The 24,268-nt window shown below is 52.5% G+C and carries 19 protein-coding genes; 15 read left to right on the forward strand and 4 right to left on the reverse strand.

Translation table 11 applies throughout. The features are described from left to right. Positions 1 to 901 precede the first annotated feature (901 nt). Genes AC0LWT_RS22865 through AC0LWT_RS22890 form a run of 6 tightly spaced genes read left to right on the forward strand, consistent with a single transcriptional unit; the run spans position 902 to position 9,356 of the window. Positions 902 to 2,017, forward strand: a complete 1,116-nt coding sequence (locus tag AC0LWT_RS22865) for a hypothetical protein (RefSeq protein WP_474683589.1) — start codon at positions 902 to 904, stop codon at positions 2,015 to 2,017. Positions 2,018 to 2,057: 40 nt separating this feature from the next. Then, positions 2,058 to 3,623, forward strand: a complete 1,566-nt coding sequence (wsfD, locus tag AC0LWT_RS22870) for a glycan biosynthesis hexose transferase WsfD (RefSeq protein WP_474683590.1) — start codon at positions 2,058 to 2,060, stop codon at positions 3,621 to 3,623. Beyond that, positions 3,607 to 5,145, forward strand: a complete 1,539-nt coding sequence (locus tag AC0LWT_RS22875) for a hypothetical protein (protein WP_474683591.1) — start codon at positions 3,607 to 3,609, stop codon at positions 5,143 to 5,145. The genes wsfD and AC0LWT_RS22875 overlap by 17 nt, the downstream gene beginning before the upstream one ends. Before the next feature lie 8 nt (positions 5,146 to 5,153). Further along, positions 5,154 to 6,404, forward strand: a complete 1,251-nt coding sequence (locus AC0LWT_RS22880; protein WP_474683592.1) for a glycosyltransferase family 2 protein — start codon at positions 5,154 to 5,156, stop codon at positions 6,402 to 6,404. 17 nt (positions 6,405 to 6,421) lie between these two features. Beyond that, entirely contained in the window at positions 6,422 to 8,521 is a 2,100-nt protein-coding gene (locus AC0LWT_RS22885; protein WP_474683593.1) for a cellulose biosynthesis cyclic di-GMP-binding regulatory protein BcsB, read from the forward strand. After that, a complete protein-coding gene (locus AC0LWT_RS22890) occupies positions 8,502 to 9,356 on the forward strand; it encodes a diguanylate cyclase domain-containing protein (protein ID WP_474683594.1) in 855 nt (284 codons plus the stop codon). Before AC0LWT_RS22885 ends, AC0LWT_RS22890 begins: the two co-directional genes overlap by 20 nt. A gap of 606 nt (positions 9,357 to 9,962) precedes the next feature. On the opposite strand, the gene AC0LWT_RS22895 is transcribed toward AC0LWT_RS22890, so the two are convergent. From AC0LWT_RS22895 to gdhA, 3 genes are all read right to left on the reverse strand, one after another. Continuing rightward, a complete protein-coding gene (locus AC0LWT_RS22895) occupies positions 9,963 to 11,144 on the reverse strand; it encodes an NAD(P)/FAD-dependent oxidoreductase (RefSeq protein ID WP_474683595.1) in 1,182 nt (393 codons plus the stop codon). Between the two features lie 37 nt (positions 11,145 to 11,181). Then, positions 11,182 to 11,616: a helical membrane plugin domain-containing protein gene (locus tag AC0LWT_RS22900; protein WP_474683596.1), complete on the reverse strand. Its 435-nt coding sequence runs from the start codon at positions 11,614 to 11,616 to the stop codon at positions 11,182 to 11,184. A gap of 350 nt (positions 11,617 to 11,966) precedes the next feature. Beyond that, positions 11,967 to 13,328 carry an NADP-specific glutamate dehydrogenase gene (gene gdhA, locus AC0LWT_RS22905; protein ID WP_474683668.1) on the reverse strand — a complete coding sequence of 454 codons (1,362 nt, stop codon included), beginning with the start codon at positions 13,326 to 13,328 and terminating at the stop codon, positions 11,967 to 11,969. Between the two features lie 271 nt (positions 13,329 to 13,599). On the opposite strand from gdhA, the gene AC0LWT_RS22910 reads away from it, so the two are divergent. The 7 genes from AC0LWT_RS22910 (at position 13,600) to AC0LWT_RS22940 (ending at position 20,105) form a co-directional block, all read left to right on the forward strand. Then, on the forward strand, positions 13,600 to 14,403 hold the full coding sequence (locus AC0LWT_RS22910; RefSeq protein ID WP_474683597.1) for a DUF6492 family protein: 804 nt from the start codon (positions 13,600 to 13,602) through the stop codon (positions 14,401 to 14,403). Next, positions 14,400 to 15,524, forward strand: a complete 1,125-nt coding sequence (locus AC0LWT_RS22915; protein ID WP_474683598.1) for a glycosyltransferase family 4 protein — start codon at positions 14,400 to 14,402, stop codon at positions 15,522 to 15,524. The genes AC0LWT_RS22910 and AC0LWT_RS22915 overlap by 4 nt, the downstream gene beginning before the upstream one ends. Before the next feature lie 76 nt (positions 15,525 to 15,600). After that, a complete protein-coding gene (locus AC0LWT_RS22920; RefSeq protein ID WP_474683599.1) occupies positions 15,601 to 16,386 on the forward strand; it encodes a threonine/serine exporter family protein in 786 nt (261 codons plus the stop codon). Further along, a complete protein-coding gene (locus tag AC0LWT_RS22925) occupies positions 16,383 to 16,811 on the forward strand; it encodes a threonine/serine exporter family protein (protein WP_474683600.1) in 429 nt (142 codons plus the stop codon). The genes AC0LWT_RS22920 and AC0LWT_RS22925 overlap by 4 nt, the downstream gene beginning before the upstream one ends. A 360-nt stretch (positions 16,812 to 17,171) precedes the next feature. Next, positions 17,172 to 17,738, forward strand: coding sequence for a cysteine hydrolase family protein (locus AC0LWT_RS22930; protein ID WP_474683601.1), 567 nt, complete (start codon positions 17,172 to 17,174; stop codon positions 17,736 to 17,738). A 6-nt stretch (positions 17,739 to 17,744) separates the two neighbouring features. Next, complete coding sequence (locus tag AC0LWT_RS22935) at positions 17,745 to 19,187, forward strand: nicotinate phosphoribosyltransferase (protein ID WP_474683602.1); 1,443 nt, start codon at positions 17,745 to 17,747, stop codon at positions 19,185 to 19,187. A gap of 78 nt (positions 19,188 to 19,265) precedes the next feature. Further along, on the forward strand, positions 19,266 to 20,105 hold the full coding sequence (locus AC0LWT_RS22940) for an aldo/keto reductase (RefSeq protein ID WP_474683603.1): 840 nt from the start codon (positions 19,266 to 19,268) through the stop codon (positions 20,103 to 20,105). Positions 20,106 to 20,616: 511 nt separating this feature from the next. Here the strand turns inward: AC0LWT_RS22940 and AC0LWT_RS22945 are convergent. Then, the gene (locus AC0LWT_RS22945) at positions 20,617 to 21,408 is read right to left on the reverse strand and encodes a hypothetical protein (protein ID WP_474683604.1); all 792 of its coding nucleotides are present in this window, start codon (positions 21,406 to 21,408) and stop codon (positions 20,617 to 20,619) included. Between the two features lie 165 nt (positions 21,409 to 21,573). Between AC0LWT_RS22945 and AC0LWT_RS22950 the strand changes: the two genes are divergently transcribed. Continuing rightward, on the forward strand, positions 21,574 to 21,747 hold the full coding sequence (locus AC0LWT_RS22950; RefSeq protein ID WP_474683605.1) for a hypothetical protein: 174 nt from the start codon (positions 21,574 to 21,576) through the stop codon (positions 21,745 to 21,747). A gap of 190 nt (positions 21,748 to 21,937) precedes the next feature. After that, positions 21,938 to 23,941, forward strand: a complete 2,004-nt coding sequence (locus AC0LWT_RS22955; RefSeq protein ID WP_474683606.1) for a putative bifunctional diguanylate cyclase/phosphodiesterase — start codon at positions 21,938 to 21,940, stop codon at positions 23,939 to 23,941. The last annotated feature ends 327 nt before the right edge of the window (positions 23,942 to 24,268 follow it).

A 24,268-nucleotide genomic window follows, 5' to 3' on the forward strand; every position in this document is an offset into this window, starting at 1 on the left:
CAGCCGAACGATACGTTGGGGGCCACCCCGCGTCAGAGGCGGTAGCCACAATCTGCCTGGCTGCGCGAAGAAAACCTGCAAAAATACATGAATTTGCGTCCTAGATCGCTGGCCACGCTGAATTCCTGCAAAAGTGCAGGCTTTTCAGCGGAGACATGGGCTCAGGTTCACTTTCAGCGAAAATACCTGCACTTTCGCAGGTTTTTCGCCAAAACGAACCGATTTCCAAGGAAAAACCTGCACTTTTGCAGGTTTTTCCCTTGCCAAGCCGCTTCCTACCAAGCTGCTCCTTGCCAAGCTGCTCCTTGCCAAGCTGCTCCTTGCCAAGCTGCTCCCTGCCAAGCCGCTCCTGCCAAGCCGCTTCCTACCAAGCTGCTCCCTGCCAAGCCGCTCCCTGCCAAGCCGCTCCCTGCCAAGCCGTTTCCTGCCCAGTTGCTTCCTCCCAAGCTGCTTCCTGCCCAGCTGCTTCCTGTTCGGTAGCTTCCTGCCCAGCCGCATCCTGTCCAACTGCTCCCTGCCAAGCTGCTTCCTACCACTGCCCAGTTACGCAGTTCCTCGACCTGCGCCGGGAGAGGCGCGCGCCCCGCTGGTTCCCCCGCCCTAACAAATTGCCGTGACTTTCTTGGGCTGCTTGGGCCGCCGAACGATATGTTCGGCTTTTTTTATTTTTTTCGCTACGATTCGACAATTTGTAGAGAAATTTGTGAGAAGTATTTGGTATAGTTAGTATATCGGGACCGTAAAAATATACAATGAAAACAATTGTGTTGACAGCAACAGTCGGATATGGTTCGCTATACTATGAAAATGACCCATTTTTCGATAAAATCATACAAAATTATACAATATTCATATAGTTCGTTAGGGGGTGAGCGTTGCGAAAAAGAGCGTTGTTTTTTACATGAGCATCATACTATCCGTTTGCGTGCTTACGGCCTGCCAGAGACCGGACCCGTCCGTGCAAGACTCTGACGCCGCCTCCGGCGCGGCTGTGCAGTCCAGGCAGCATTACGGGGACGACCTGCAGATGCAAGCAAAGCGGCAGGCTTTGCAGCAATTTATCGTCTCCGGGCTTTCCGGCCGGTTCGGCGTGTTTACGAATTACCGCGATACCGGCCAGAGCGGGGAGGCGGCTTCCGGGCACGAGGTGTTAAGCGAGTCGGCCGGTCTGCTGATGCGCTACTACGCGCTCACCGGGCAGCAGGATGCCTTTGATCGGGAATGGGAGCGCGCCAAGCAAACTTTTGACCTCAAGACCGGGTTCAGCTACCGTTACAGTCCCGCGCTGCAAAAGCGGTATACGGTCAACGCGGCGGTGGATGATTTGCGGATCATCCGGGCGCTGGACGAAGCCGGGGAGGCGTTCAATAGCGACCGGTATAAGAGCGAAGCCCAAACTTATGGCAGCCGTTTTTACGAGCATAATGTGAAAGACGGCAGCCTGTATGATTTTTACGACGAAGCTTACGGAACGACCAACGCGTTTGTTACGCTGTGTTATGTCGATTTCAGGGCGCTGCAAAAGCTCCCGCTTTCCCCGAAGCAGGGGCAAAAGCTTACGGCTAACATGCGGCAAATCGTGCAGGGCGGCTATTTGTCCGATTCGTTCCCGTTTTATGAAACGCGGTATCAATACGATAAGAAAGCGTATAGCTCCGAAAATATCAACACGGTGGAATCGCTGCTGACGATTTTGGAGCTGGCGGAAGTTCGCGAGCAGAAGCCGGCGAGCATTCGCTATTTGAAAGAAAAAGTGAAGCAGGGCGCATTGTTCGGGCAGTACACGCGTGACGGCAAGCCGCTGAACGAAGTTCAGTCGACAGCCATTTACGCCATAGCGGCGATGATCGGCTCACGGATTGGGGATCAGGAGTTATACGGGGACAGCATCCGCAAAATGAACCAATTTCAAATTGCCGATGCAAGCAGTCCGCTGAACGGAGGGTTCGGCGATACCGCCGCGCAGCAAGCGTATTCTTTTGATAATTTGATGGCACTGCTCGCATATGCGTACTAATTGGCTAACGATGAATGAAGACGGAAGGAAGGCGCAGAGCATGGCAGGCGATAAAGCCAAACATTACGTTCAGCGGGCATTTGCCGCGTTCAGCCATTACATATCTCCGGCTTTTTTGGCGGCGGCCGGCGTTTTGCTGGTTACGGCGATTGCGCTGTACGTGCCGCCCTATATCGGAATGGCGGATAACGGGGATTATTTCCGTATTTTGTACAGCAACGGTCTGTACTTTAATGCACCCGACTACAACAGCCAGTACTTGGGCTACTTTGTCAAAGAGTACGGCATATTTCAATACTACAACGAGAACGGCTCCACGTTGTTCTCCTCGCAATCGCTGTTTATCAAGCTCGCCATTTGGCTGAACGGGCTGTTTGTCCATGGACAGGTGTTTGATATTCGTGTTCAGTCGGTCATTTTCACCGCGCTGTATACGATCGGGATTTATTTGCTGGTGGAAAGTCTGACGTGGCGAATTCCCCGGAAATTCGGTTATCCGATTGCGCTGCTCGCTGTTTTTATGTTTGGCGATACGGCATACACGGCTTACTTCAATTCGTTTTTCAGCGAAAGCGTCGTTTTGGTGACGATGGTGTTTATGTTTGCATCGGCACTGCTGCTTTACCGGAAACGGTACAACGATTACGTCATGCTGGCCGTGTTCGCGGTCAGCGCCCTGCTGCTGACGACCAGCAAACAGCAAAATGCACCCGTTGGCGTCATCGTCGCCATTGTCGGCGTCTTTCTCGTGTTCATCGGCAAAACAAGAACGTTTCGCGCGCTGGCGGCTTCCTCGCTGGTTGTTTTGCTGCTGGCGGGAACGGCTGCTTACGTATGGATTCCGAAAGAGTTTGTCAACATCAACAAATACCATGCGATGGCCCGGGGGGTGCTCATGGAATCCGCCGATCCGGAAGCGGCGCTGGAGTCGCTCGGCATGGACAAGCAGTACGCACTGTTGAAGGGGACCATTTATTACGAGCCCTACTCGACGGTAGATGTCAATTCCGAATTGCTGGACAAAAATTTTTACAGCCGGTACGGCTTCGGCTCGATTCTGGTTTACTACATGAGCCATCCCGACCAAGCCGGCAAAATGCTGGAATTGGCCGCCAAAAATGCGTTTACGATTCGCCCGGCGGCTATGGGCAATTATGAAAAGTCGGTCGGTAAGCCCTTCGGAGCGCAAACCGCGTTTTTCTCGGGATACAGCACGATCAAAGAGGCGCTTTCCCCGAAAACGTTCGGCTTCATCGTCATCTGGACGATTCTCGTTGTCGGCTTGTACACGCCGTCCTTTATTTCCGCCGTTAGAGCGAGGCGGTTCAGAGCGGCGCTGCGGCTGCCGCTCGTCGTCACGATGATACTTTTCGGCTTATCGGGCATCGCTGTTTCGATTGTCGGGGCCGGGGACGCCGATTTGGCGAAGCACGAATTTTTGTTTACGGCGGCTTTCGATTTCGTTACTTTTTTAACGGTCGCCGATGCGATCAGACGGCGCTTGTGGCAAAGCGAACAAGAAGCGGAGCCTGAAGACGCTGTCGCCGAAGCTCGCAGAAACGTTGACAAAAGTGGAGGCGGGCATGCGTATGCGAACCCTTTTTAAGACACTGATCCTGGCCGTCTGCATGCTGCTCGCGCTTCCCTTTTCCTATGTCCATGCGTCCGGGCGGGAGCCTGTCCACGTCCTGCTCGTCTATGACAGCTTGGCCAAAGAATCGCCCAGAGAAGGCAATATCGAATCGCTCCAGCGGCTGCTGGCGCCCTTCGGCGCAAAAGTTGCGCTCACAACTTTCGACAGCTACAGCCAAGGGACTATGAGGCAGTTCGCCAAAGTGATCGAGGTCCGCAATGCGGCCGATTTGGCCGTTGCGAACGAGGCTTACGCGCACGACTTGGAGGCCTACGAAGGCGGCTTATTGCATATTGGAGCGGACGCCCCCTCGAAGCTGCAGCAAGAGCTGGGCCTTCAGACGAAGACGACGGGCCGGGATATGGTCCGGCTGGCCGCCGGCCAGTTCTCGCAATCGTCGATCGCCGTGCACAATATGCCTTATATCGTAAGGAGCTCAGGCGCCACGTACGGTGCAGTTACGTCGGAAAGCGGCGATTGGTCAGCGCCCTTTGCGGTCAGCGCCGGCCGTTTGGCCTATGCGCCTTATTTCGAGCAGGGCAACCTGAGCGAGCTGGCGCTGGCCTCCTTGCTCAGGGACTGGCTGGGGGTTAGCGGGGAGAGTCATACTTACCTCGTATTCAAGGCGATTTCTCCGTTCTCCAATCTCGATCTATTGGTGAAGCTAGCCGATAAGCTGTACGATGCCGGCATTCCTTTTGTCGTCAGCGCAAGTCCTGTATTTGCGAATACGGACTACCCGGCCATGCAGCGCTATCTGGAGACGCTGAAATATGTGCAGTCCAGAAACGGCAGTATTTTGGTGAACGCGCCTGTCGTGGCCCAGGCGATCAATCAGGACGATCCCGAGCTGAAAGCGAAGATGGCGGCTTTCGTGGACCGGCTGGCCGAGTACGGAGTTGCCCCGCTGGGTATGGGCGCGGAGTTGTATTGGTCGTATGACCGGCAGTATGCGGCGGCTGGAACCGGTTTTTTCGATTCCGCCGTGCTGTTTCCGAGCGTTCGGCCGCTTTACAAGGCGCAAACGAACGAATCTCAGCCGTTCGCGTCCTCAATGTACAGCGTGGGGCCCGGTTTTTTGCAGCAGTTTGACCGCAAAGGCAAAGCCGTGCAATCCTTGCCGATGGATACGGCGGTCACGATGGATTTCTTCGAGAATGAGGCGCAGCTCGATGAGGCCGTCCGGACGCTCTCCGGCAGTTGGATTACGTTTGCCGATTATAAGGACGGCGCTCATGCGGTACATACGGACGCTCATTCGATTGCTTCGCGCGGCAGCGTACTGCTGCTTGACGGAAAAAGCCTGGATCTGAACGGCACTTTGCAGGAAATCAGTCCGAAGTACGCTTACACGGAAGCACAGAAACAAAGTTTAACGACGCTGTTTAATGTGCAAAATAATGTGTTTATGGTCATTATTTTGGCGACGCTTCTTATTTTCGGATTCTTTTTCACGATCGGGTCGCGGCTGTACAAACGTAAATTTTTCAAATAGGAGACGTTATGACTATTGCCGACATTTTAATGCTGATTGCAGTTACGTGTATTTGGTCGCTGCTGCTTGTGAACGTCGCCCTTATTATCGCCGGTTACTTGTACTATATGCAGAACGAGAACGAAGCCGCGCCGGACATTGAAGGAGAGGCGCCGTTCGTCTCGATTTTGGTGCCCGCCCACAACGAGGCCAAAGTGATCGGCCAGACGGTTGAGGCGCTGCTGGCGCTCGATTATCCGCACGACCGGTATGAAATTATCGTCATCAACGACAATTCTTCCGACAACAGCAGCACCCTGCTCGGGAATTTGCAGGCGGGTTATCCGGATCGCAATTTGCATGTCATCAACACGGACGCGTTAACGGGAGGCAAAGGCAAATCCAACGCCCTGAACATCGGGTTCGCGCGAAGCAAAGGCGAGCTGATCGCCATTTACGATGCCGACAATACGCCGGAGCGAAAGGCGCTGCGTTACCTTGTCGCCGAGATTACGCGCGACCGCTCGCTCGGTGCGGTAATCGGCAAGTTCCGTACCCGCAACCGCAATGCAAGCCTGCTGACGCGGTTTATTAATATAGAGACGCTGTCGTTTCAATGGATGGCGCAAGCCGGGCGGTGGAAGCTGTTCAAACTGTGCACCATTCCGGGCACCAATTTTATTATGAGGCGTCACATCGTGGAAAGCATCGGCGGCTGGGACATTAACGCGCTGGCCGAGGATACCGAAATCAGCTTTCAAATTTATTTGCTCGGCTACCGGATCAAATTTCAGCCGAAAGCCGTTACCTGGGAGCAGGAGCCGCAAACGGTCAAGGTGTGGTTCAGGCAGCGGACGCGCTGGGTAAAAGGCAATGTTTATGTGCTTGTGAAAAATACCCGGCTGCTGTTCAAACGCTCGGCGAAGAACATCCGCTTCGATATCATTTATTTTTTATCGATCTATTTTTTGATGCTTACTTCGCTGGTCATGTCCGATCTGCTGCTGATTCTTCATGCATTAGGCTACGTGTATACGACGATCGCCGGTTTCAGCTCGTTTTTATGGATGCTGGCCATTCTGCTTTTTATCGTTGGCACTTATATGACATTAACGACGGAAAAGGGGGAAATGCGGTTTTCCAACGTGTGGATCATCATGCTCATGTACGTTACCTATTGTCAAATGTGGATGGTTGTCGCGGCATACGGCTTGATCACGTTTTTCAAAGAGCGGTTGTTGAAACGGGAATTCAAATGGTACAAAACCGAACGTTATTAAGGAGGGACAGAAGACACGTGAACAAACGAGTGATCGTCGCATGGATGGCCTGCTTGTCATTGCTTTTCTCACAGCTCCCCGGGGCTTCGGCCGAAGAAGCGGGGGCGGCGAATCCGACCGGCTACGTCATGTCTTTAACGGATACGAACACCTCCTTGTCGGGGTTGATGTCATCCAAGCAAGTGTATTTTCAAATACCCGACTATTGGAATGTCGACGGCGTGACGGTGAATCTGGATTACAAAGCATCTCCTTTAACGAAAAACGACCGCTCAAGCGTTACACTGGTGATGAACGGAACTCATTTTTATTCGTTCAGACCTGCGGTCAGCGACGATCCCAAGCAGCGTCTGACGGTTACAGTGCCCAAGGAGCTGGTGATCAAAGGCACGAATACGCTGTCCATCGAAGGCTCGATTCAGACGCTGAATGAGGTCATGGCCTGTACGCCGGATCAGTCGCAAGACAATTGGCTCCAGCTTTACAGCACTTCCAGCGTCGATGTGCAGCATACGAAAGCGCCGCTTACCGGAAGCATCAGCGATTTTAACCGGCATTTTACCGGGATGGACACCGTGAATCAGGGTCAAAATGCGGTTGCGGTGCCGGAGCGCAGCAACCAGACCGAATTGGAAGCGGCGGTGTACGCGCTGTCCGGCTATGCCAAAGCAAACGGCGTGAAAGACAAAACGATCCCGCTGCTTACATACACCGCGGATAATTTGAAAGATAAGACGGCTGTCGTGGCCGTAGCTTTGTATGACAACTTGCCGGGCGATATCAAAAGCTTGCTCGGTTCCCGGGATTTGAGCAAACAGGCGCTGATTCAACTGGTGAACAAGGATACGCAGCCGACGCTCGTCATCACGTCCCAGGACCCCGCTTTATTGGTTAAAGCCGGGCGTTTGGCGGCCAATCAGACGTTGATGGGACAATTGAACGGCGACGCCAAAGTGGTGGATGCCGAAACGGATGTGTCAACGCCTCCGGTAAGCATCAGCAAAAACGTGCCGCTATCTGCCGGCGGGGACGAATTGAAGGGGCCGATGCACCAGGAGAAAACGTACTTCGTGCCGATGCCGGCCAACCGGGCTATTGCGGACGCCAGCAAAATCAGCCTCGATTTCCGCTATGCGCAAAATCTCGATTTTGACCGCTCCATGGTGACCGTTCTCGTCAATAATACACCGATCGGCAGCAAAAAATTAACGAAAGAGCTGGCCAATAACGACACGCTGACGCTGACGATTCCGCAAAATCTCGATATTGCCGGCAACTTTTCCGTCACGGCCGCATTTGACCTGGAGCTGAAAAACGCTCCCTGCACGCAGAACCAAGACCAAATGCCGTGGGCATTCGTCTCCAAAGATTCGCTGCTGCAGCTGAACATGAAAGACAGAACCGATTTGCTGTTCAACAATTATCCGTATCCGTTCCTGCGCGACGGCATTTACAACCAGGTTGCGGTCGTGCTGCCGGAGCAGCTTGATGGGTACACGTACCGGACCATATCCAATCTGTTCAACCTGCTGGGACGGTACGCGGAAGGCAATACGGGCGAAGTCCGGTTTTTCGCAGACAGCGCCGCGCCGGCCGATTTGCAGGACCGCAACATTATTGCGATCGGGACGTATCAGAACAACAAGCTGATCCGCGACAATAACGGCAAGCTTTATTTCCGGTATAGTCCGGACGGCAGCGGCATTGTATCCAACGAAAAAATAAGCATTGATGCCGGTTACGGCAAGCGGATCGGCACGCTGCAGCTTATCGATTCGCCCTTGAAAAGCGGGCACGGCTTGCTGGCTGTCACAGGCGCCGGCTCCGAGTATTACTACCTGGCTTCCAAATCGATCGCCAGCGAAAGCACGATGTGGAAAGTATACGGGGACGGCGTCATTGCGGACAAGGACGGCAATATCAACGCGTACCGCTTCAAAAAGCAGGCGGGCCAGCAGCAATCCACGCTCGTGAGCGACGTGCTCGCGCGGACCGATGTGCTCGGATTTATGGCCGCGGCCGTGCTGACCATGGTTCTGGTCCTGATGTCGCTGATTCTCATGATTCGCAAATACCGGAAGAAACGGAGGGAGAGCGATGAAACGCAATCAAAGTAGCCTGCTGTCGGACGGCGCCTTCCTGCTGCTGTTCGTGCTCTGTTTTATCAGCATTGTGTTCACGTCCGGCGATCCCAATCGTTACATCCAAAACATCATATTCCTGAACGTAGCCTTCCTTATTGCGGTCGTCACTTACTTTACGACGGTGACGACGGGGCTGATTTTGAATATCGTCTTTATTTTCGGCTACGGTACGTTTATTTTGTACCAAAGCGTCGTTCAAGGCGCTCTTGTCGGGGGACAGAGCTATTTTTGGCTCGTCATCACTCCGGCGTTCACCGTCGTGACGTGGATGCTGACACTGGCGAACAAGCAGTTGCAAAGCGAAAACGATCAGCTGCAAAAAACGAACGCGCGGCTCGCAACCATGGATGAAAACACAAATTTGAAAAACAGCCGCTCGTTTCAAAATGACGCCGCTATTTTCATGGCGCTGTCGGTCCGCTACAAAATCCCGCTGACGCTGCTCGTCATCAACGTGAAGTACTGGGACGAATTGCGGCGACTGATCAGCGAAGAGCAGATGACGGAGGCGATCCGGGACGTATCGAGGCTGAGCCAGACGAGCATCCGTACGAACGACTCCTTATACTTGTTCGACAAGGAGAACCCGACCTGGGGCATGCTGCTCTTCACGGACCGGGAAGGAGCGTCGGTCGTCATCGACCGGTTGAAGCAAAATGTAACAACGTTTAATAACGTTGATTTTGCCGACAAATACAAGGTCGAACTGAACCTGAAGATCGGGGCTGTAGAATACACTCCGGAGGAAATTCCAACGCCGCTTGATTTTATCGTACAGGCGAGACGAAGGCTTGAGTACGACGTGTAGGGTGGTGGGCGCAGAGGCGGGTGCGTGTGTGAGTAAGGGCGCGGTGCGAGTGTAGGTGCGGCGTGAGCTAGAGCGCGGGGGCAAAGTGTGAGTGCGGCGCGGGCACGGGCGCAGGTGCGGGTGCGATGCCGCTGAACTGGTGACGTGCCACCCACCATCGGTGTCTACGCCAGTACGCCGGTGTTCAGCAGCTCCAAGTGCGCACTAACGCCCGTGCCTGTGAGCGCGGGCACGAGCGCGATGCCGCCGAAACGAATGCAAAAACGCCGGAGACGATGACGTCTCCGGCGTTTTTGTGGTGCCCGGCTTGGCAGCGAGAGCAAAAGCCTGCAAAAGTGCAGGCTTTTACAGCGGCCGAAGCCGGAATGGAGGCAAAGCCTGCAAAAGTACAGGAATTTCCGCTCATGACGGGCCTGAGCCCGAATTTTAGCGGGAAAGCCTGCACATTTGCAGGAATTTTTGAAGGAAAGGGGCATCAACGGGCAAAAAGATGCACTTTTGCAGGTTTTTTGCACTGGTGCTGGCGCTAGTAAGGTTGATGCCAGCGCCACCGTCCGCGGTTCCTTCGCCAGCGCCCTTACCCCGCGCGGCCGCGGTGGGTGCCAATTAGTAAGCGAGTGCGAACAGGCCGTGGATGTGGGACAGGTAGCGGATGTTGCTCGCTTCCTTCATCAGTGTGGCCGGCAAGCCTTTGAGCTGCGTGGCGTTGCCGCCGATTGTGCCGATGCCGTCTTTGCGGCCAAGGCTGCCCAGCGTTCCGGAGAATACCGGCACGAATTTGTCCATAACGCCGCCCTTGAACAGGACGGACAGGTTGTAGCCGACGGTTTCACCCATCTGCCAAGCAAGCTGCGCTGTCGGCGGATAAGGACGGTCGCCGCCTTCAGGGAATACAACCGCGCAGTCGCCTGCGAGGAATACATCCGAATGCGAAGTCGATTGCAGCGTCGGTGTAACCGTCGCGCGGCCGCGGTCTTCGGCAAGGCCGCTGCTGCCGACAACCGGATTGCCTTTTACGCCGCCTGTCCAAATAATCGTGCTGGACTCGATCGTGCGGCCGTCTTTCAGCGATACCGCCGTTTTTGTCGCTTCCGTAATGGCAACGCCTGTGATGAAGTTCACGCCGCGTTTCTCGAGGCTCGTTACCGCGCGCTCGATCAGCACTTTCGGGAATATCGGCAGAATGGAAGGACCGGCTTCTACGCAGTACAGCGCAATGTCGTTAAAGTCGATGCCTTTGCTGCGGCAAACTTCAGGAAGTTTGTCGGCGAATTCGCCGACAAGCTCGACGCCGGTCAAGCCGCCGCCGCCGACAACGATCGTCGCATCGGCTTTATTGCCGGATTTTTTGTAAGCGTCCAGACGGGCTTCGACATGCTCGCGAATGCGTTTGGCGTCGGCGGCCGATTTCAGGACGAGGCTGTTTTCTTCCAGTCCCGGAATGCCGAAGTAGTTCGTTTCGCTGCCGAGCGAGACGATAAGCGCATCGTAGCTGTGTACGGCGCCGCTTTCGAGAACGACACGCTTGTCGTTCGGTTTGATTTCTTTAACTCCATCAACAACAATGTTTATATTTTTGTCGCCCAGCAGCTTGCTGAGAGGAAGCGCAACCGCTTGCTCTTCAATTGTGCCTCCTGCAAGACGATGCAGTTCGGTAATAATTTGGTGAGTCGGAAAACGGTTAACAATCGTAATGTTCGCTTCCGCTGCCGACAAATATTTGCGTGCCGTTAAAGCCGTAAGAACTCCGCCATAACCGGCGCCCAGAATCAAAACTTGTTTCGACATGTCCATCCTCCATTATTTGTCAACGAATCCGTTGGTATCAGTTTGCGGTTTTGCGCTCAGCCAGCACGTTCAGGAAAGCTTGAGCAAAACGAAGCGTTTTTTGCACTTCGGGATCTTTCATCATTTTGAGAATAGCGAACAGGCCGACGGTGGAGCTTGCTTCGGCTTTCGAGCGTTCGCCGGCTTCGATAGCCGCTTGCGCGATATCTTTGGCTTTCTCTTGTACCGGTTTGACGAATTCGCCGATTCCTTGCGCAAAATCGTTGATCAGCACTTTATCCGTCGCGATATTTTGGGCAAAATCGTAAGCTTTGGTCATCAGCGTTACCATTTCGGCCAATTTAGGCAGGTTTTCCACCAATACGGTCAAAGATTGCTGAACCTCCGGCTTCAATAACTGATCCAGTACGTCGAGCGATTTTTTTTCTTCCGCGAGGCTTACAGCTACCTCTTGTTGAGCTGTTTGTGACATAAGAAAACGTCCTCCTTTGCGTAAAATTAAAATGTAGGTTGCTGTTTCGATTGTGTTAACCAACCACTCAACGAAAGCCGCATGTCCAGAGGATTGTAACATTTTTCACATATGAGACGGCAAGAATGCCGTTCTTTTTTGAAGGGCATCACAGCTTATTCTCGGTGAATAAATGAAGCGACAACGAACATGGTGTAATCGTCTTTCAACCATCTCTGTTTATTTTACACCTTTTGCGCCTAGAATTAAAATAAATTTTTTTTCTTGTCGAATTAGCGCGGCCGCGAACGTGAAAAATCCCCTCCTGAAAAAGATCATGGAGGGGATTTCCGCAAATTGTATAAATGCGATTAAATGATTCCATGCGCGAGCATGGCGTCCGCAACCTTGATAAATCCGGCAATGTTGGCGCCTACTACGAGATTGCCCGGGTGGCCGTATTCCTCTGCAGCGTTGACGGCATTTCGATAAATATTTTTCATAATATCATGGAGCTTGTCGTCAACTTCATGGAATCTCCACGAGTACCTCATGCTATTTTGCGACATTTCCAGCGCAGACACCGCTACGCCTCCCGCATTTGCGGCTTTGGCGGGACCGAACAGCACGTTCGCCTTCAAGAAGACGTCGATAGCTTCCAAGGTGGAAGGCATGTTGGCGCCTTCTCCGACCGCTTTAACGCCGCCATTCACCAGCAAAGCTGCCGACGTTTCGTCAATTTCATTTTGCGTGGCGCACGGAAGCGCGATATCGCACGGGATCGTCCAAATGTTGCGGCAGCCTTCTACATAAATCGCGTTCGGGTGCTCTTTGACGTACTCGCTGATGCGCACTCTCTCGACTTCCTTCAGTCTCCGAACCGTCTCAAGCTGAATCCCGTCTTTATCATAAATATAGCCGTTGGAATCGCTGCAAGCTACGACTTTCGCTCCCAGTTCGGCAGCCTTTTGCATCGCGTAAATAGCCACGTTTCCTGAGCCGGAAACGACAACGGTGCTGCCTTCGAAGCTCAATCCTTTAGATTTCAGCATTTCATTGACGAAATAAACGGCTCCGTAACCTGTAGCTTCCGTGCGAGCAAGGCTGCCGCCGTAAACGATGCCTTTACCGGTCAATACGCCGGCTTCATAGTTGCCGCGGATTCGTTTGTACTGGCCGAACATGTATCCGACTTCTCTGGCTCCTACGCCGATATCTCCGGCAGGCACATCTGTGTCGGGGCCGATATATTTGTACAATTCGGTCATAAAGCTTTGGGTAAACCGCATGATTTCCCCTTCGGATTTCCCTTTCGGATCAAAGTCGGATCCGCCCTTGCCGCCGCCGATCGGCTGGCCTGTAAGAGAGTTCTTGAAGATTTGCTCGAATCCGAGAAATTTGATAATGCTGGCATTCACGGAAGGATGGAACCGCAGTCCGCCTTTGAACGGGCCGATAGCGCTGTTAAATTGTACGCGGAATCCGCGATTCACTCTGACCGTACCCTGGTCGTCTACCCAAGGCACTCTGAAGGAAACCAACCGTTCCGGTTCGACGATCCGTTCCAGAATGCCGTTTTGTCTATACTTCGGATGTTTGGCAATGACAGGGACTAACGACTCGAGAATTTCCTTTACCGCTTGATGAAACTCACTTTCGTGAGGATTGCGTTTCACAACGGATTCGTACACTTCCTGCACATAATTTTTTGCGCTTACTTCTTCGTTGACCATAGTTTGAAGATTACTCAATGTGTTCTACCGCCTTCATTCGTTATTGTTCTGCATCCATCCAAAAAGAGGATATTCACCTTATTTATTTTTACATAATCCGCCAAAAGCTTCAATAATTATTTACAAGGCGTGTTAGGTTTATCGAATAGGAAGCGAAAAGAAGACTTGAGCGTGCCGGAGGGATAATCCTGAAATAGCGGGGGCATTGCCCCATTCCTTTTGCTCTGCAATGACATATCATAATCCAACCGAGCTAAATGGAGATGAAAATATGGCAAGCAGCAGTTCGCGAATAGACATCCTGATTCCGGCGATCGAAAAAGATTTGGCGACCCTCCCCTATGTCATCGATGCCGCAAGAAAACATGTGAAGCATCCGATCGGAAGCATCCTCATCGTAGCTCCCAAAAGCAAAAAATTGATGAAACTGTGCCGCGATAAACAGTGCAAATTCGTCGACGAAAATACAGTTCTCCCGATTACCAAAAATCATATCCGCTACCGCTCCGCCAAATGGGACCGCTCCGGCTGGCTGTACCAGCAGCTCCTGAAGCTGGGCGGCGATTCCGTCTGCCGATCGGACGCTTATCTGGTTATCGACGCCGATACGGTGTTCATCCGCCCGCACGTTTTCAAATCGGGCGGCAAGACGGTGTTCTTTTGCAGAAACTGGAGCCAGAATGAATATTTTAATACGTATCGCAAGTTGTTGAAAAAAAAGCCCCTCTCCCCCAGGTCCTTCGTCACCCATTACATGTTGTTTGAGAAAGCGAAGCTCGCCAGGTTGAAAAAAGCGATCGAAGCGAAGCATAATACGCGCTGGTACTCCGCGATTTTGCGGAACATAGACAAAACGAAGCAGTTTTCGTTTTCGGAATTTGAAACGTACGGGAACTTTCTGTATGCTAGGTCCCCGGGATCGCTCATTCTCAAGCCTGCTTTGAACAAAAGCCTGAATATGAACGCCCGGCAGCTTTCATCTTTGCAGCTGCGGAACCTGGCGGCAAAGTACAGGTCCGTCTCTTTTCACAAACGCAAATGGTATGCGAGAACGCCAAAGGGGGGAAGCCGATGATCCAGTATCAATGCGTCTGGAAAGGCCCGATGCGCAAAGCAAGCGGCTTGGGCATAGCGAGCAGGGAATACTTTCGAGCGTTAAAACGGCGGGGCGTCGACATCCGAACGGAGCCGCAGACGAACGGATCGCCTGGCGGCAGAAAAACAAACAAGCGCCGGGTTTTAATTTACCATTTCTTCCCATATATGATAAATATCCAAAAGGAAAGAAAGCATTTTGACCATATCATTTTGAATACGGTTTGGGAAACGACGAAAATACCGAACCGGTGGCGGCCGAACATAAATAAATTCGACGCCATATGCGTGCCCTCGGTTCAAAACAGGCAAGCCTTGAGAAACAGCGGCGTTAAAGTTCCTATATTCATCGTTCCCCATGGCGTCGATACGAGAAAATATCACCCCGGCAATAAGAAGATGCCGCTGCCCGGCTCGCAGGGGAAGTTTATTTTCGTATCCGTATTCGGCTTCCAGCACCGCAAAAATCCCGAAGCTTTGCTGCGCGCGTTTTGGGAAGAATTTTCCCCGGCCGACAAGGTAATGCTCGTCATCAAAACGAGCGGAACTGGCCTTTTTGAAAACGAACAATGGATTTTGAACCGGATTAAGCGCTATAAAAAGAAGCTTGGCATCCGCAAGCAGACGGCTCCGGTCAAGGTCATTGCCCGGCATTTGTCCCCTGAACGGCTTAAAGGGGTCTATACGCTCGGCCATGCGTTTGTGCTTCCTACCCGCGGAGAAGGCGTCGGCCTGCCGTTCCTTGAATCGTTGTCAAGCGGCGTTCCCGTTATCGCTACCGGGTGGGGCGGGCACATGGATTTCCTGACCCGTAAAAATTCATTTTTGATCAACTATAAATTAATGAATCCGGTGGTTAAAATGAGAGGAGGACAATCGATAGCGTATCAATTTCGCAAATTTTTTGCCGAAAAAGGTCAGCGTTGGGCCGAGGTCGATATCGCCAGCCTGAAAAGGCAGATGCGGACCGCTTATAGGAATCCGGCGCTGTGCAGGCAAAAAGGCCGGCAAGGCCGGCTGGATGTGAGCAAGCTATCGTGGGGCAGAGCCGGCTTATCGTTGAAGCGGGTCGTGGAAAAAGTGGTGGCGTCTAAAAAATAACGGAAACCGGCTTGAAAGCGAGTGCCCGGTATACTATACTTTTGGGGAAACTTGTACCGTACAGGAGACCAAGCGCATGGAACATCCGGCTCCATCTTCTCATTCCATTAACGATATCGTCCAGGTGTGTTTGCTGGCCGGGAAAATCATGCTGGAGAACGGCGGGGAAACGTACCGGGTCGAAGACACGATGACCCGCGTTGCCGATGCTTTCGGCGTCGCGAATTCCCACAGCTTTGTAACCCCGACGGGTATCATCTTTTCTATAGACGGTGCGGAATCTATAACCCGGTTGGTCCGCATTTCGCAGCGCTCGACGGACTTGCGTAAAGTTACGGTCGTGAACGCCGTCTCCCGCAGAATAAGCCGGGGAGAGCTGTCGGTGGCGGACGCTTGCCGGCTGCTCCAGGAAGTCGATGCCTCCAGCCGCGGCTATCCGGTTTGGCTCAAAATCTTTGCCGCAGCCATCGCGAGCGGCTGCTTCCTGATCATGTTCGACGGGACCTGGAACGACTTCGTCCCTGCAATGGCGGCGGGCGGAGCGGGCTTCGCGTTCCTGACCGCAATCCATCGTCTGATCCCGATCAAATTTTTTGCCGAGTGTCTGGCTTCTCTGTTGATCGGGACGATGGCTTATTTGTTCGTGAAAGCGGGGTTTGGCCGCGATCTGGACAAAATGATCATCGGCTCCGTCATGCCTCTGGTGCCAGGGCTTCTTATCACCAATGCGGTGCGCGATTTGATGGCCGGCCATTTTGTGTCCGGGCTTTCGAAGGGAGCGGAAGCGTTTCTGACCGCTTTCGCCATCGGAGCGGGAATCGCCTTTGTGCTTTCCTTTTACGGCGGGGAGGGACTCGCATGATGATCGAGCAGCTGCTGACGAGCTTCGTTGCTTCGGCCGCCTTTGCGATCCTGTTCAACGTGCCGAAGGGCACTTTGCTGCAATGCGGCTTTGTCGGTATGTTCGGCTGGCTGTTGTACATATCCTTTTTGAAAGTTCCCGTCGATCCGATTGTGGCGACGCTGATCGCATCTTTTTGCGTGACGGTGACGAGCCAATTGTTCGCCAAAATTTATAAAACGCCGATCATCGTCTTCAGCGTATCCGGCATCATACCTTTAGTTCCCGGCGGACTGGCCTTCGACGCTATGCGGAACGTGGTCGAGAACCAGTACGATCAGGCCGTTCAGCTGGCGGCCAAAGCGTTCATGCTCTCCGGCGCGATCGCGTTCGGACTCGTTTTTTCGGAAGTGATCAACCACGTCATCAGAAAGTCGCGCCTGTAGCCGGCACCAGCGCAAAAAAAACAGCCCGCGCCCTCATCGGGCCGGACTGTTTTTTTTGCGCCGTTCGCATACTGCCGTTTATTTATAGTTTCCGTCTTTTTCTTAAATACCATACCAGCATTTGGATGGAGTCCCGGATTGAAACGGTTGGTTGAAGAACAAATACATTTGTCATAAGCAAGAAGCCTCCCTGACCCTGAAAATGATCGTGCATAAATGAATACTACGTAAAGAGAATCGAGTTGGTTTTATTTTTTTTTCGCGCTGCCGGGAAAAGAAGTTGACACCTCTTTTTAAATATGTCATATTGATAATATCAAATAGAAATTATAAGACTCATTTCAAGGAGAGTGACTGACGATGAAAGCACTTCTTGTAATCGATTATACGGTTGATTTTATAACGGGGAAATTGCCGTGCGGAGATCCCGGTATTGCCATCGAGGGGCGCATTGCCGAGTTGACAAGGCAGTTCGTCCGGCAGGGCGATTTTGTCGTCATGGCGGTGGATTTGCACGACGAGGCGGATACGTACCATCCCGAGCATCGCTTGTTCCCTCCGCACAACATTCGCGGCACCGAGGGCCGGCAGCTGTACGGGAAGCTCAAAGAAGTGTATGACGCTGACGCGCAGCGGATATATTGGATGGATAAGACGCGGTACAGCGCCTTTTGCGGGACGGACCTGGAATTGCAGCTCCGGGCAAGGGGCATTGACGAAGTTCATTTGGCCGGCGTTTGCACGGACATCTGTGTGCTGCATACGGCGGTGGACGCGTACAACAAAGGGCTGCGGATCGTCGTGCACGAGGACGCGGCGGCGACTTTTAACCCGCAGGGCCATGATTGGGCGCTCGGACATTTTCGGACGGTGCTGGGCGCGGAAGTCGTCAGCGCATGGAACGGCAAGGACAACGGAACGGAGTGAACTCTCATGAACTACGATAACCTGACGCTTCATACGGATAAATATCAGATCAACATGATGTACGCTCATTGGGCGCAAGGCTCGCTCAACGATAAAGCCGTTTTCGAGGTATATTTCCGCAAGCTGCCGTTCGGCAACGGCTACGCGGTGTTTGCCGGGCTGGAGCGCATTGTGCATTATATCCGCAGCTTGCGGTTCGGCGAAGATGAAATCCGCTACCTGCAAAGCCAGGAGGAAAATTACAAGGAAGCTTTTTACGATGAGCTGAGGCGTTTTCGTTTCACGGGGAATTTGCACTGCGTGCCCGAGGGAACGCTGGTTTTTCCGGGCGAACCGCTGATCCGTGTGGAAGCGAGAGTGTTTGAAGCGCAGCTGATTGAGACGGCCGTGCTCAATTTCATGAACTATCAGACGCTCGTCGCAACGAAAGCGTCGCGGATCAAGCAAGTGGCTCCGCACGATGTGCTGCTGGAGTTCGGAACGAGGCGGGCGCAGGAGGCTGACGCCGCCGTATGGGGAGCGCGGGCCGCCTATGTGGCGGGCTTCCATGCGACAAGCAACCTGCGGGCGGGGATGCTGTTCGGCATTCCGACCAAAGGGACGCACGCTCATGCCTGGGTACAGGGTCACGACACGGAGGAAGAAGCTTTTCGCAAATATGCGGAAGTGCTGCCCGATCAGGTGACTTTGCTGGTGGACACTTACGATACTTTGAAAAGCGGAGTGCCCAATGCCATTACCATTGCCCGCTATTTGCAAAGCCAGGGGAAAAAAATGAACGGCATCCGCCTCGACAGCGGCGACTTGGCGTACTTGTCGCAGCAGGCGAGACAAATGCTGGACGATGCAGGGTTCCCCGATGTGCAAATCGTCGCATCCAACGACCTCGACGAGAATATTATTTTCAACCTGAAGGGCCAGGATGCGCGCATCGATGTGTGGGGAGTGGGCACGCAGCTGATTACCGCAGCCGACCAGCCCGCATTGGGCGGAGTCTACAAGCTGGTAGCCCGGGAGAAAAACGGCGCTTACGTGCCGGTCATCAAAATTTCCGGCAACCCGGAAAAAGTGTCGAATCCCGGTTTTAAAGACGTGTACCGGATCGTCAACCGGAAGACGGGGAAAGCGGAAGCCGACTATTTGGCTTTGCGCGACGAGGAAGATATCAGGCGCGGCGAACGGATCAAGCTGTTCGATCCCACCCACCCCTACATTCATAAATATATCGAAAATTATGACGCCGTGCCGCTGCTGGAGCCGATTTTTGCGGACGGCGAGCTGGTCTATGAGCTTCCTTCCCTGCAGCAAATCCGCGAATACCATGCCGAGCAGAAAAAACTGTTCTGGTCGCAATATTTGCGCAAGCTGAATCCGGAAGTGTACCGCGTCAATTTGAGCACGAAAGCATGGCAGCTGAAAATGGACCTGATTCATGCGCATCAGGAGTAATCGCCGGCGCGGATTTTGATTTACAATGTTTGGGTGGTATGATAGATGTGTTCGTACGAAATGAAGGAGGTATCATTCATGTCTTTGCAGGCAGGCCATGCTTTTACCGAAGGAGTTACGCTCAATAACGGTGTGAAAATGCCTTGGCTCGGACTTGGCGTCTGGAAATCCCAGGAAGGCGATGAAGTGATCAACGCTGTCAGAACGGCTTTAAACGTTGGATACCGGAGCATTGATACCGCAGCCGTATACGGCAACGAGCAAGGCGTCGGACAAGGAATTCGCGACAGCGGCGTACCGCGTGAACATATTTTCGTGACCACCAAAGTGTGGAATGCGGACCAGGGCTACGAGTCGACGCTGCAAGCGTTCGAAACGAGCCGCAAAAAACTCGGCCTTGATATGATTGATTTGTATCTCGTTCATTGGGCCGTTCCCGGCAAATACAGAGAAACCTGGAAAGCTCTTGTCCATCTCTACAATCAAGGGTATGTGCGGGCGATCGGCGTGAGCAATTTTCAGATTCACCATTTGAACGATATTATCGAAGATACGGGTGTCGTTCCGGCCGTCAATCAGGTGGAATTTCATCCGCACCTTTCGCAGAAAGAGCTGCTGCAGTTCTGTAAAGACAAAGGCGTACAGTTGGAAGCGTGGAGTCCGCTGATGCAGGGCCGCCTGGATCATCCGGCGCTCGCCGGGCTTGCCGCCAAGTACGGCAAAACGCCGGCGCAAATCATTCTCCGCTGGGACATCCAGAACGGCGTCGTGACGATTCCGAAGTCCGTTACGGAACAGCGTATCCGCGACAACGCGAACATTTTCGACTTCCAGCTCAGCGACGAAGATATGAACGCCATCGATGCACTGAACAAAAACGAGCGTCTCGGCCCGAATCCCGATAACGTGACGTTCTAATCCATACGAATCCGCCTCATTTCCTTATAGGAAACGGGGCGGATTTTTTGCTGCGATGCGGGCCCAAAACGTGCGAAAGCGAAAGTCAATCGCGCTCGAGCGAGCTGGCAGCAAAGCTGCTTGGCGATGCGCGGAAGCGAAAGTCAATCGCGCTCGAACGAGTCGTCAGCAAAGCTGCTTGGCGAAGCGCGCAGAAAGCCTGCAAAAGTGCAGGTTTTTGCTTCTCAAAGCGCTCGCCGCGCAACATTCCTGCAAAAGTGCAGGCTTTCCGGCATGTGAAGCCGCTGCACAGAGCCTACTGCGCTCCCAATTGAGGGCGCCCCCTCCCCCGCCGGCAGCCCTAACGGAAAATCCTGATTGTCACGGTCCATCTGACAATCGCAGATTTTCCCGGCACCGCGCGCTAAGAGCTGCACGCGGTGCGCAGCTTGCCAAGCCGCTGCACAGAGCCTGCTGCGCCTCTAATTGAGAGTGCCCCTCCCCCAACGGGCAGCCCCTCCAACCCCCGCCTTCAGTTCAACAGTGTGATCATCTGGAACACTTCCCGGTGGTCACCGGGGAGAGCGGCGTTGGCCAGCTTCAACTGGGAGGAGCCGTCTCCGTCGAGGAACAGTCCGTCTACCAAGCGGCCCTCTCCGACCTGCTCCCGCACGGCGCTGCGGAATTGCTCGCCGGTGCAGGGTGTCGGAGCGACGACGAGATAGACGTTATTGCTTTTGTCGTAAACGATGCCCGAGCGCATTCTTTTCTCGTCGATGACGGGCATTTCTTCCGAAACGGCCTGCGCGGCCCAGCCCTGCTCGTTTTGGAGCCCCATGCTTACCCCGCCCTGCGCCCAATACTTCGTCCGGTCGGTCATCTTCAACTCCTCCGCGCTTTCCACGACTTGTATCGAAAAAGCTTTCGCTTTTTCATCCCACACGAGCGTTCCCCGCTTGCGGTCGATATTATACCAGCCTGAACCGTAGTCCCCCTGCTTCCCTTTGACCGGCTGATCGTTGATCACCGCTATGCTGAGCAAGTAGCCCTGCCAGAAAAATCCCCCGTTGATCCCGTTGAACGACAGATCCGTCACATTGGAAGTTATCGCTTTTAATCCGATATTTTGCGGGCTTGTCCGAATGGTATGGAGCTGAACCTGGTTGGTGGCGGTGAAGGTTTTGTATTCGTATGGAGCCGGCGGCGGTTGTGCAGGGCGTAAGCGGGTCGCCAAAATGATTGTAAACATGAAGCTGACGAGCATGATCAAAAAATAGATGAAAATTTGCTGCGGCTGTATGCGAGCGGCCCGGAAATTCTGCATATTTCAGCTCCTGTTCTGGGAAGATAAGCTCCTTTTTCTATCAGTCTATGAAAGTTTGCACCGGAATATACCGGGATGACTAACAAACTTCTAAGGATAAACTAAAAGTTTCCAAACATTTATTCGATATACTCACCGTATAGAAGGATTAGGAGGTTGAGAGATATGGCACAGAAATTGCTCGATAAAGACGTTCAAGAGCTGGTGAATCATTTGCACGAAGATGACAGAGAAATTTTGAAAAAATTCAATTTCACACTGGATGGGGAACAGTTGACGGAATCGGCTTCTCTCCGGTTTATCCAATTCGTAAAGCAGGAGTTTTTTAAAAATCAGTGACCGTCCCCGCCGAGGGTACGCCATATACGAGCATGGCTGAAGGCGACCGTTTCCTTGCATGGAGGGAGGAGCGGGCGTCTTTTTTGCCGATTCCGGTTGCGAATCAGAAAATACAACAATTTTCGATAATTTATGCTATAATTTTGGTAAAATTTACTTATTCAATTATCGGATAAAGAGGGAATCCTGGATGCTTGATTTGCAGAATTTCGATCAGCTTGAAGTTTTTATTGTCATCGCAGTGCTAATCTCCTTATCGATGTATGTTTTTTTTGCCTATTATGAAATTCGGAAAAGCAGACAAGATGCGCAGACAAACTTTATAGATAACATCATTTCCTTCTCTTTGATATGGATTATCGAATGCATCGTGATGGTTCTTGGTCTTCTGTATGCGGATCATCAGAAACAGATCGCTCTTTTGCTCGATATTACGATTTTTGCGGGCGTTGTGGCATCGGGGGTTTTGTTCGGGGCGATCGATTTGTACCGCAAAGGAAAATTCCATTTGATTCCACTAGTGCCGGCGACTCTAGTTATTACGTTTTTGGTGCATATAGCTTTTTATATCGGGCTCTCGCTGCATCTCATTTTGAATTTGGCTCTGACTCTTTTTTTTGTAATGTCCGTTTTATTTGCCAGAGCGGCTCTAAAGCAAAACAAGCAAGTTACCCGAGTCGGCCTTTATTATTTAATAAGCGGGGCCATCGTCATTATTTTGATCAATAACCTGAAGTCGTGGGTAAGCTTCCACCTTACGTTAACCCTTGATCTTGCTTTTTCGCTGCTGCTGATCGTCGGTTTTTTTCTGTATTACTGCGAGATTTATTCCAAAAATATTTTGGACAACGTCCGGAAAATTCAAGCGAAAAACGAGCGGCTGCTGGCGGCGGAGAAGCGGATTGCGCAGCTGGCGTATTACGATCAAATTACGCAAATCAAAAACGTGCACCAGCTCCGGGAAGACCTGGCTTCGTTCCGGCAACAACGCAGCGAGCAGCCGGAAGAGGGGGCACAGTTCATTTTAATCAATTTGCACAGTTTTAAAAGCTTCAGCAATTTTGTAGGCTATGACAAAGGAAACGCGGTTTTGTGCGAAATTGCGCAAAAGCTCAAATTTTTGTGCGGCGGCAATGACGAAGTATACCGTTTTTATTCCGAGCGTTTTATTTTGGTGCATGCCGGTAATCGTCAAACAGGGAATCGGCTTATAGAGGCGATCCAGGACATGTTCAGCGTTACGCGCTTCTATGGCCGGCACTTTCGTCCTTACCTGGGGATTACGGAGCTGACGGATGCGGCCAAATCGCTCGACGTTCTGATCAAGGAAATGGAATTGGCGGCGCAGGAGGCGCACAGTCAAAACCAGTCGTTTGCTTATTACTACGATGATATGTATCAAGCTCTTGAGCAGCAGCTGGCTATGGAAAACGATCTGCGCAAAGCATCCGAAGAGAACGCCTGGGAGGTCGTCTACCAACCGAAGGTGTCTCTGAAGCATAACCGCGTTGTCGGCGCAGAAGCGCTCATCCGCTGGCAGCGGCACGGGGAACACGTGTCCCCGGAACTGTTTGTTCCGATGGCCGAGAGGCTAGGGCTGATTGGCGCGATCGGCATGCACGTTATGGAAACGGTATTTTCTTTTTTGCGCGAAATGGAAGCAGGTGGCGGCGCTTCCTTAAGCCTGGCCATCAATTTATCTCCCTATCAACTGATGGAGCCTGATTTCGCAGAGCACGTCAATCAAGCCGCCAGCCGTTACAACGTGAATCCGCAGCTCATCACTTTTGAAATTACCGAATCGGCTTTGATCAGCAATCTGGCCAAAGTGAACGAAACGATACAAACTTTGAAAAGCGCCGGCTTCTCTTTTGCGCTGGATGATTTTGGGGTCGGCTATTCATCGATTCATTATTTCTCCCAGTTGGACCTGGACGAAGTCAAGCTGGACAAAACGTTTACGAAAAGTCTGCTCCATGACAGGAAAAGTCAGATCATTTTGCGTTCCGTCATAGCGATGGCCAAACAGCTCGGTATTGAAATCGTCATTGAAGGCGTGGAATGCAAAGAACAGCTTGACATGATCCGCGAAATGAACTGCGACTACTACCAAGGCTACTATTTCAGCAAGCCTGTCGAGGCTGGAGAATTGGTCCGCCTGATCATGGCTGACGCGCCGCAAGTACGTTCCTGAGACCTGTTCGGCCCCGTATTCAACGGCTGTTCGGGTCCGGATTCCCCGATAAGTTTCCCCCTAGCCTTATTTGTGCTCGCCATACTTTCACCCTGTTCGATCCTTTCCAAATGAGCGATGATAGTACCTGTCAGTCAGAGATCAGGATTGACAAGATCGGGATTTATGCACGGGTGACTGTACCAAGGCGGGGATTTCCGACAATTCCGCAGTGCTCGCTCATCCTATGTGCTTGTATATTGTATAGATTCGGCCGGCATAGATCTAACAGGGGAGCAGAGCCCCAAGATATCGCCTTCCACGCGAAAAATCATTGAGAAAAAACCT

The sequence above is a fragment of the Paenibacillus sp. sgz302164 genome, assembly GCF_056120505.1.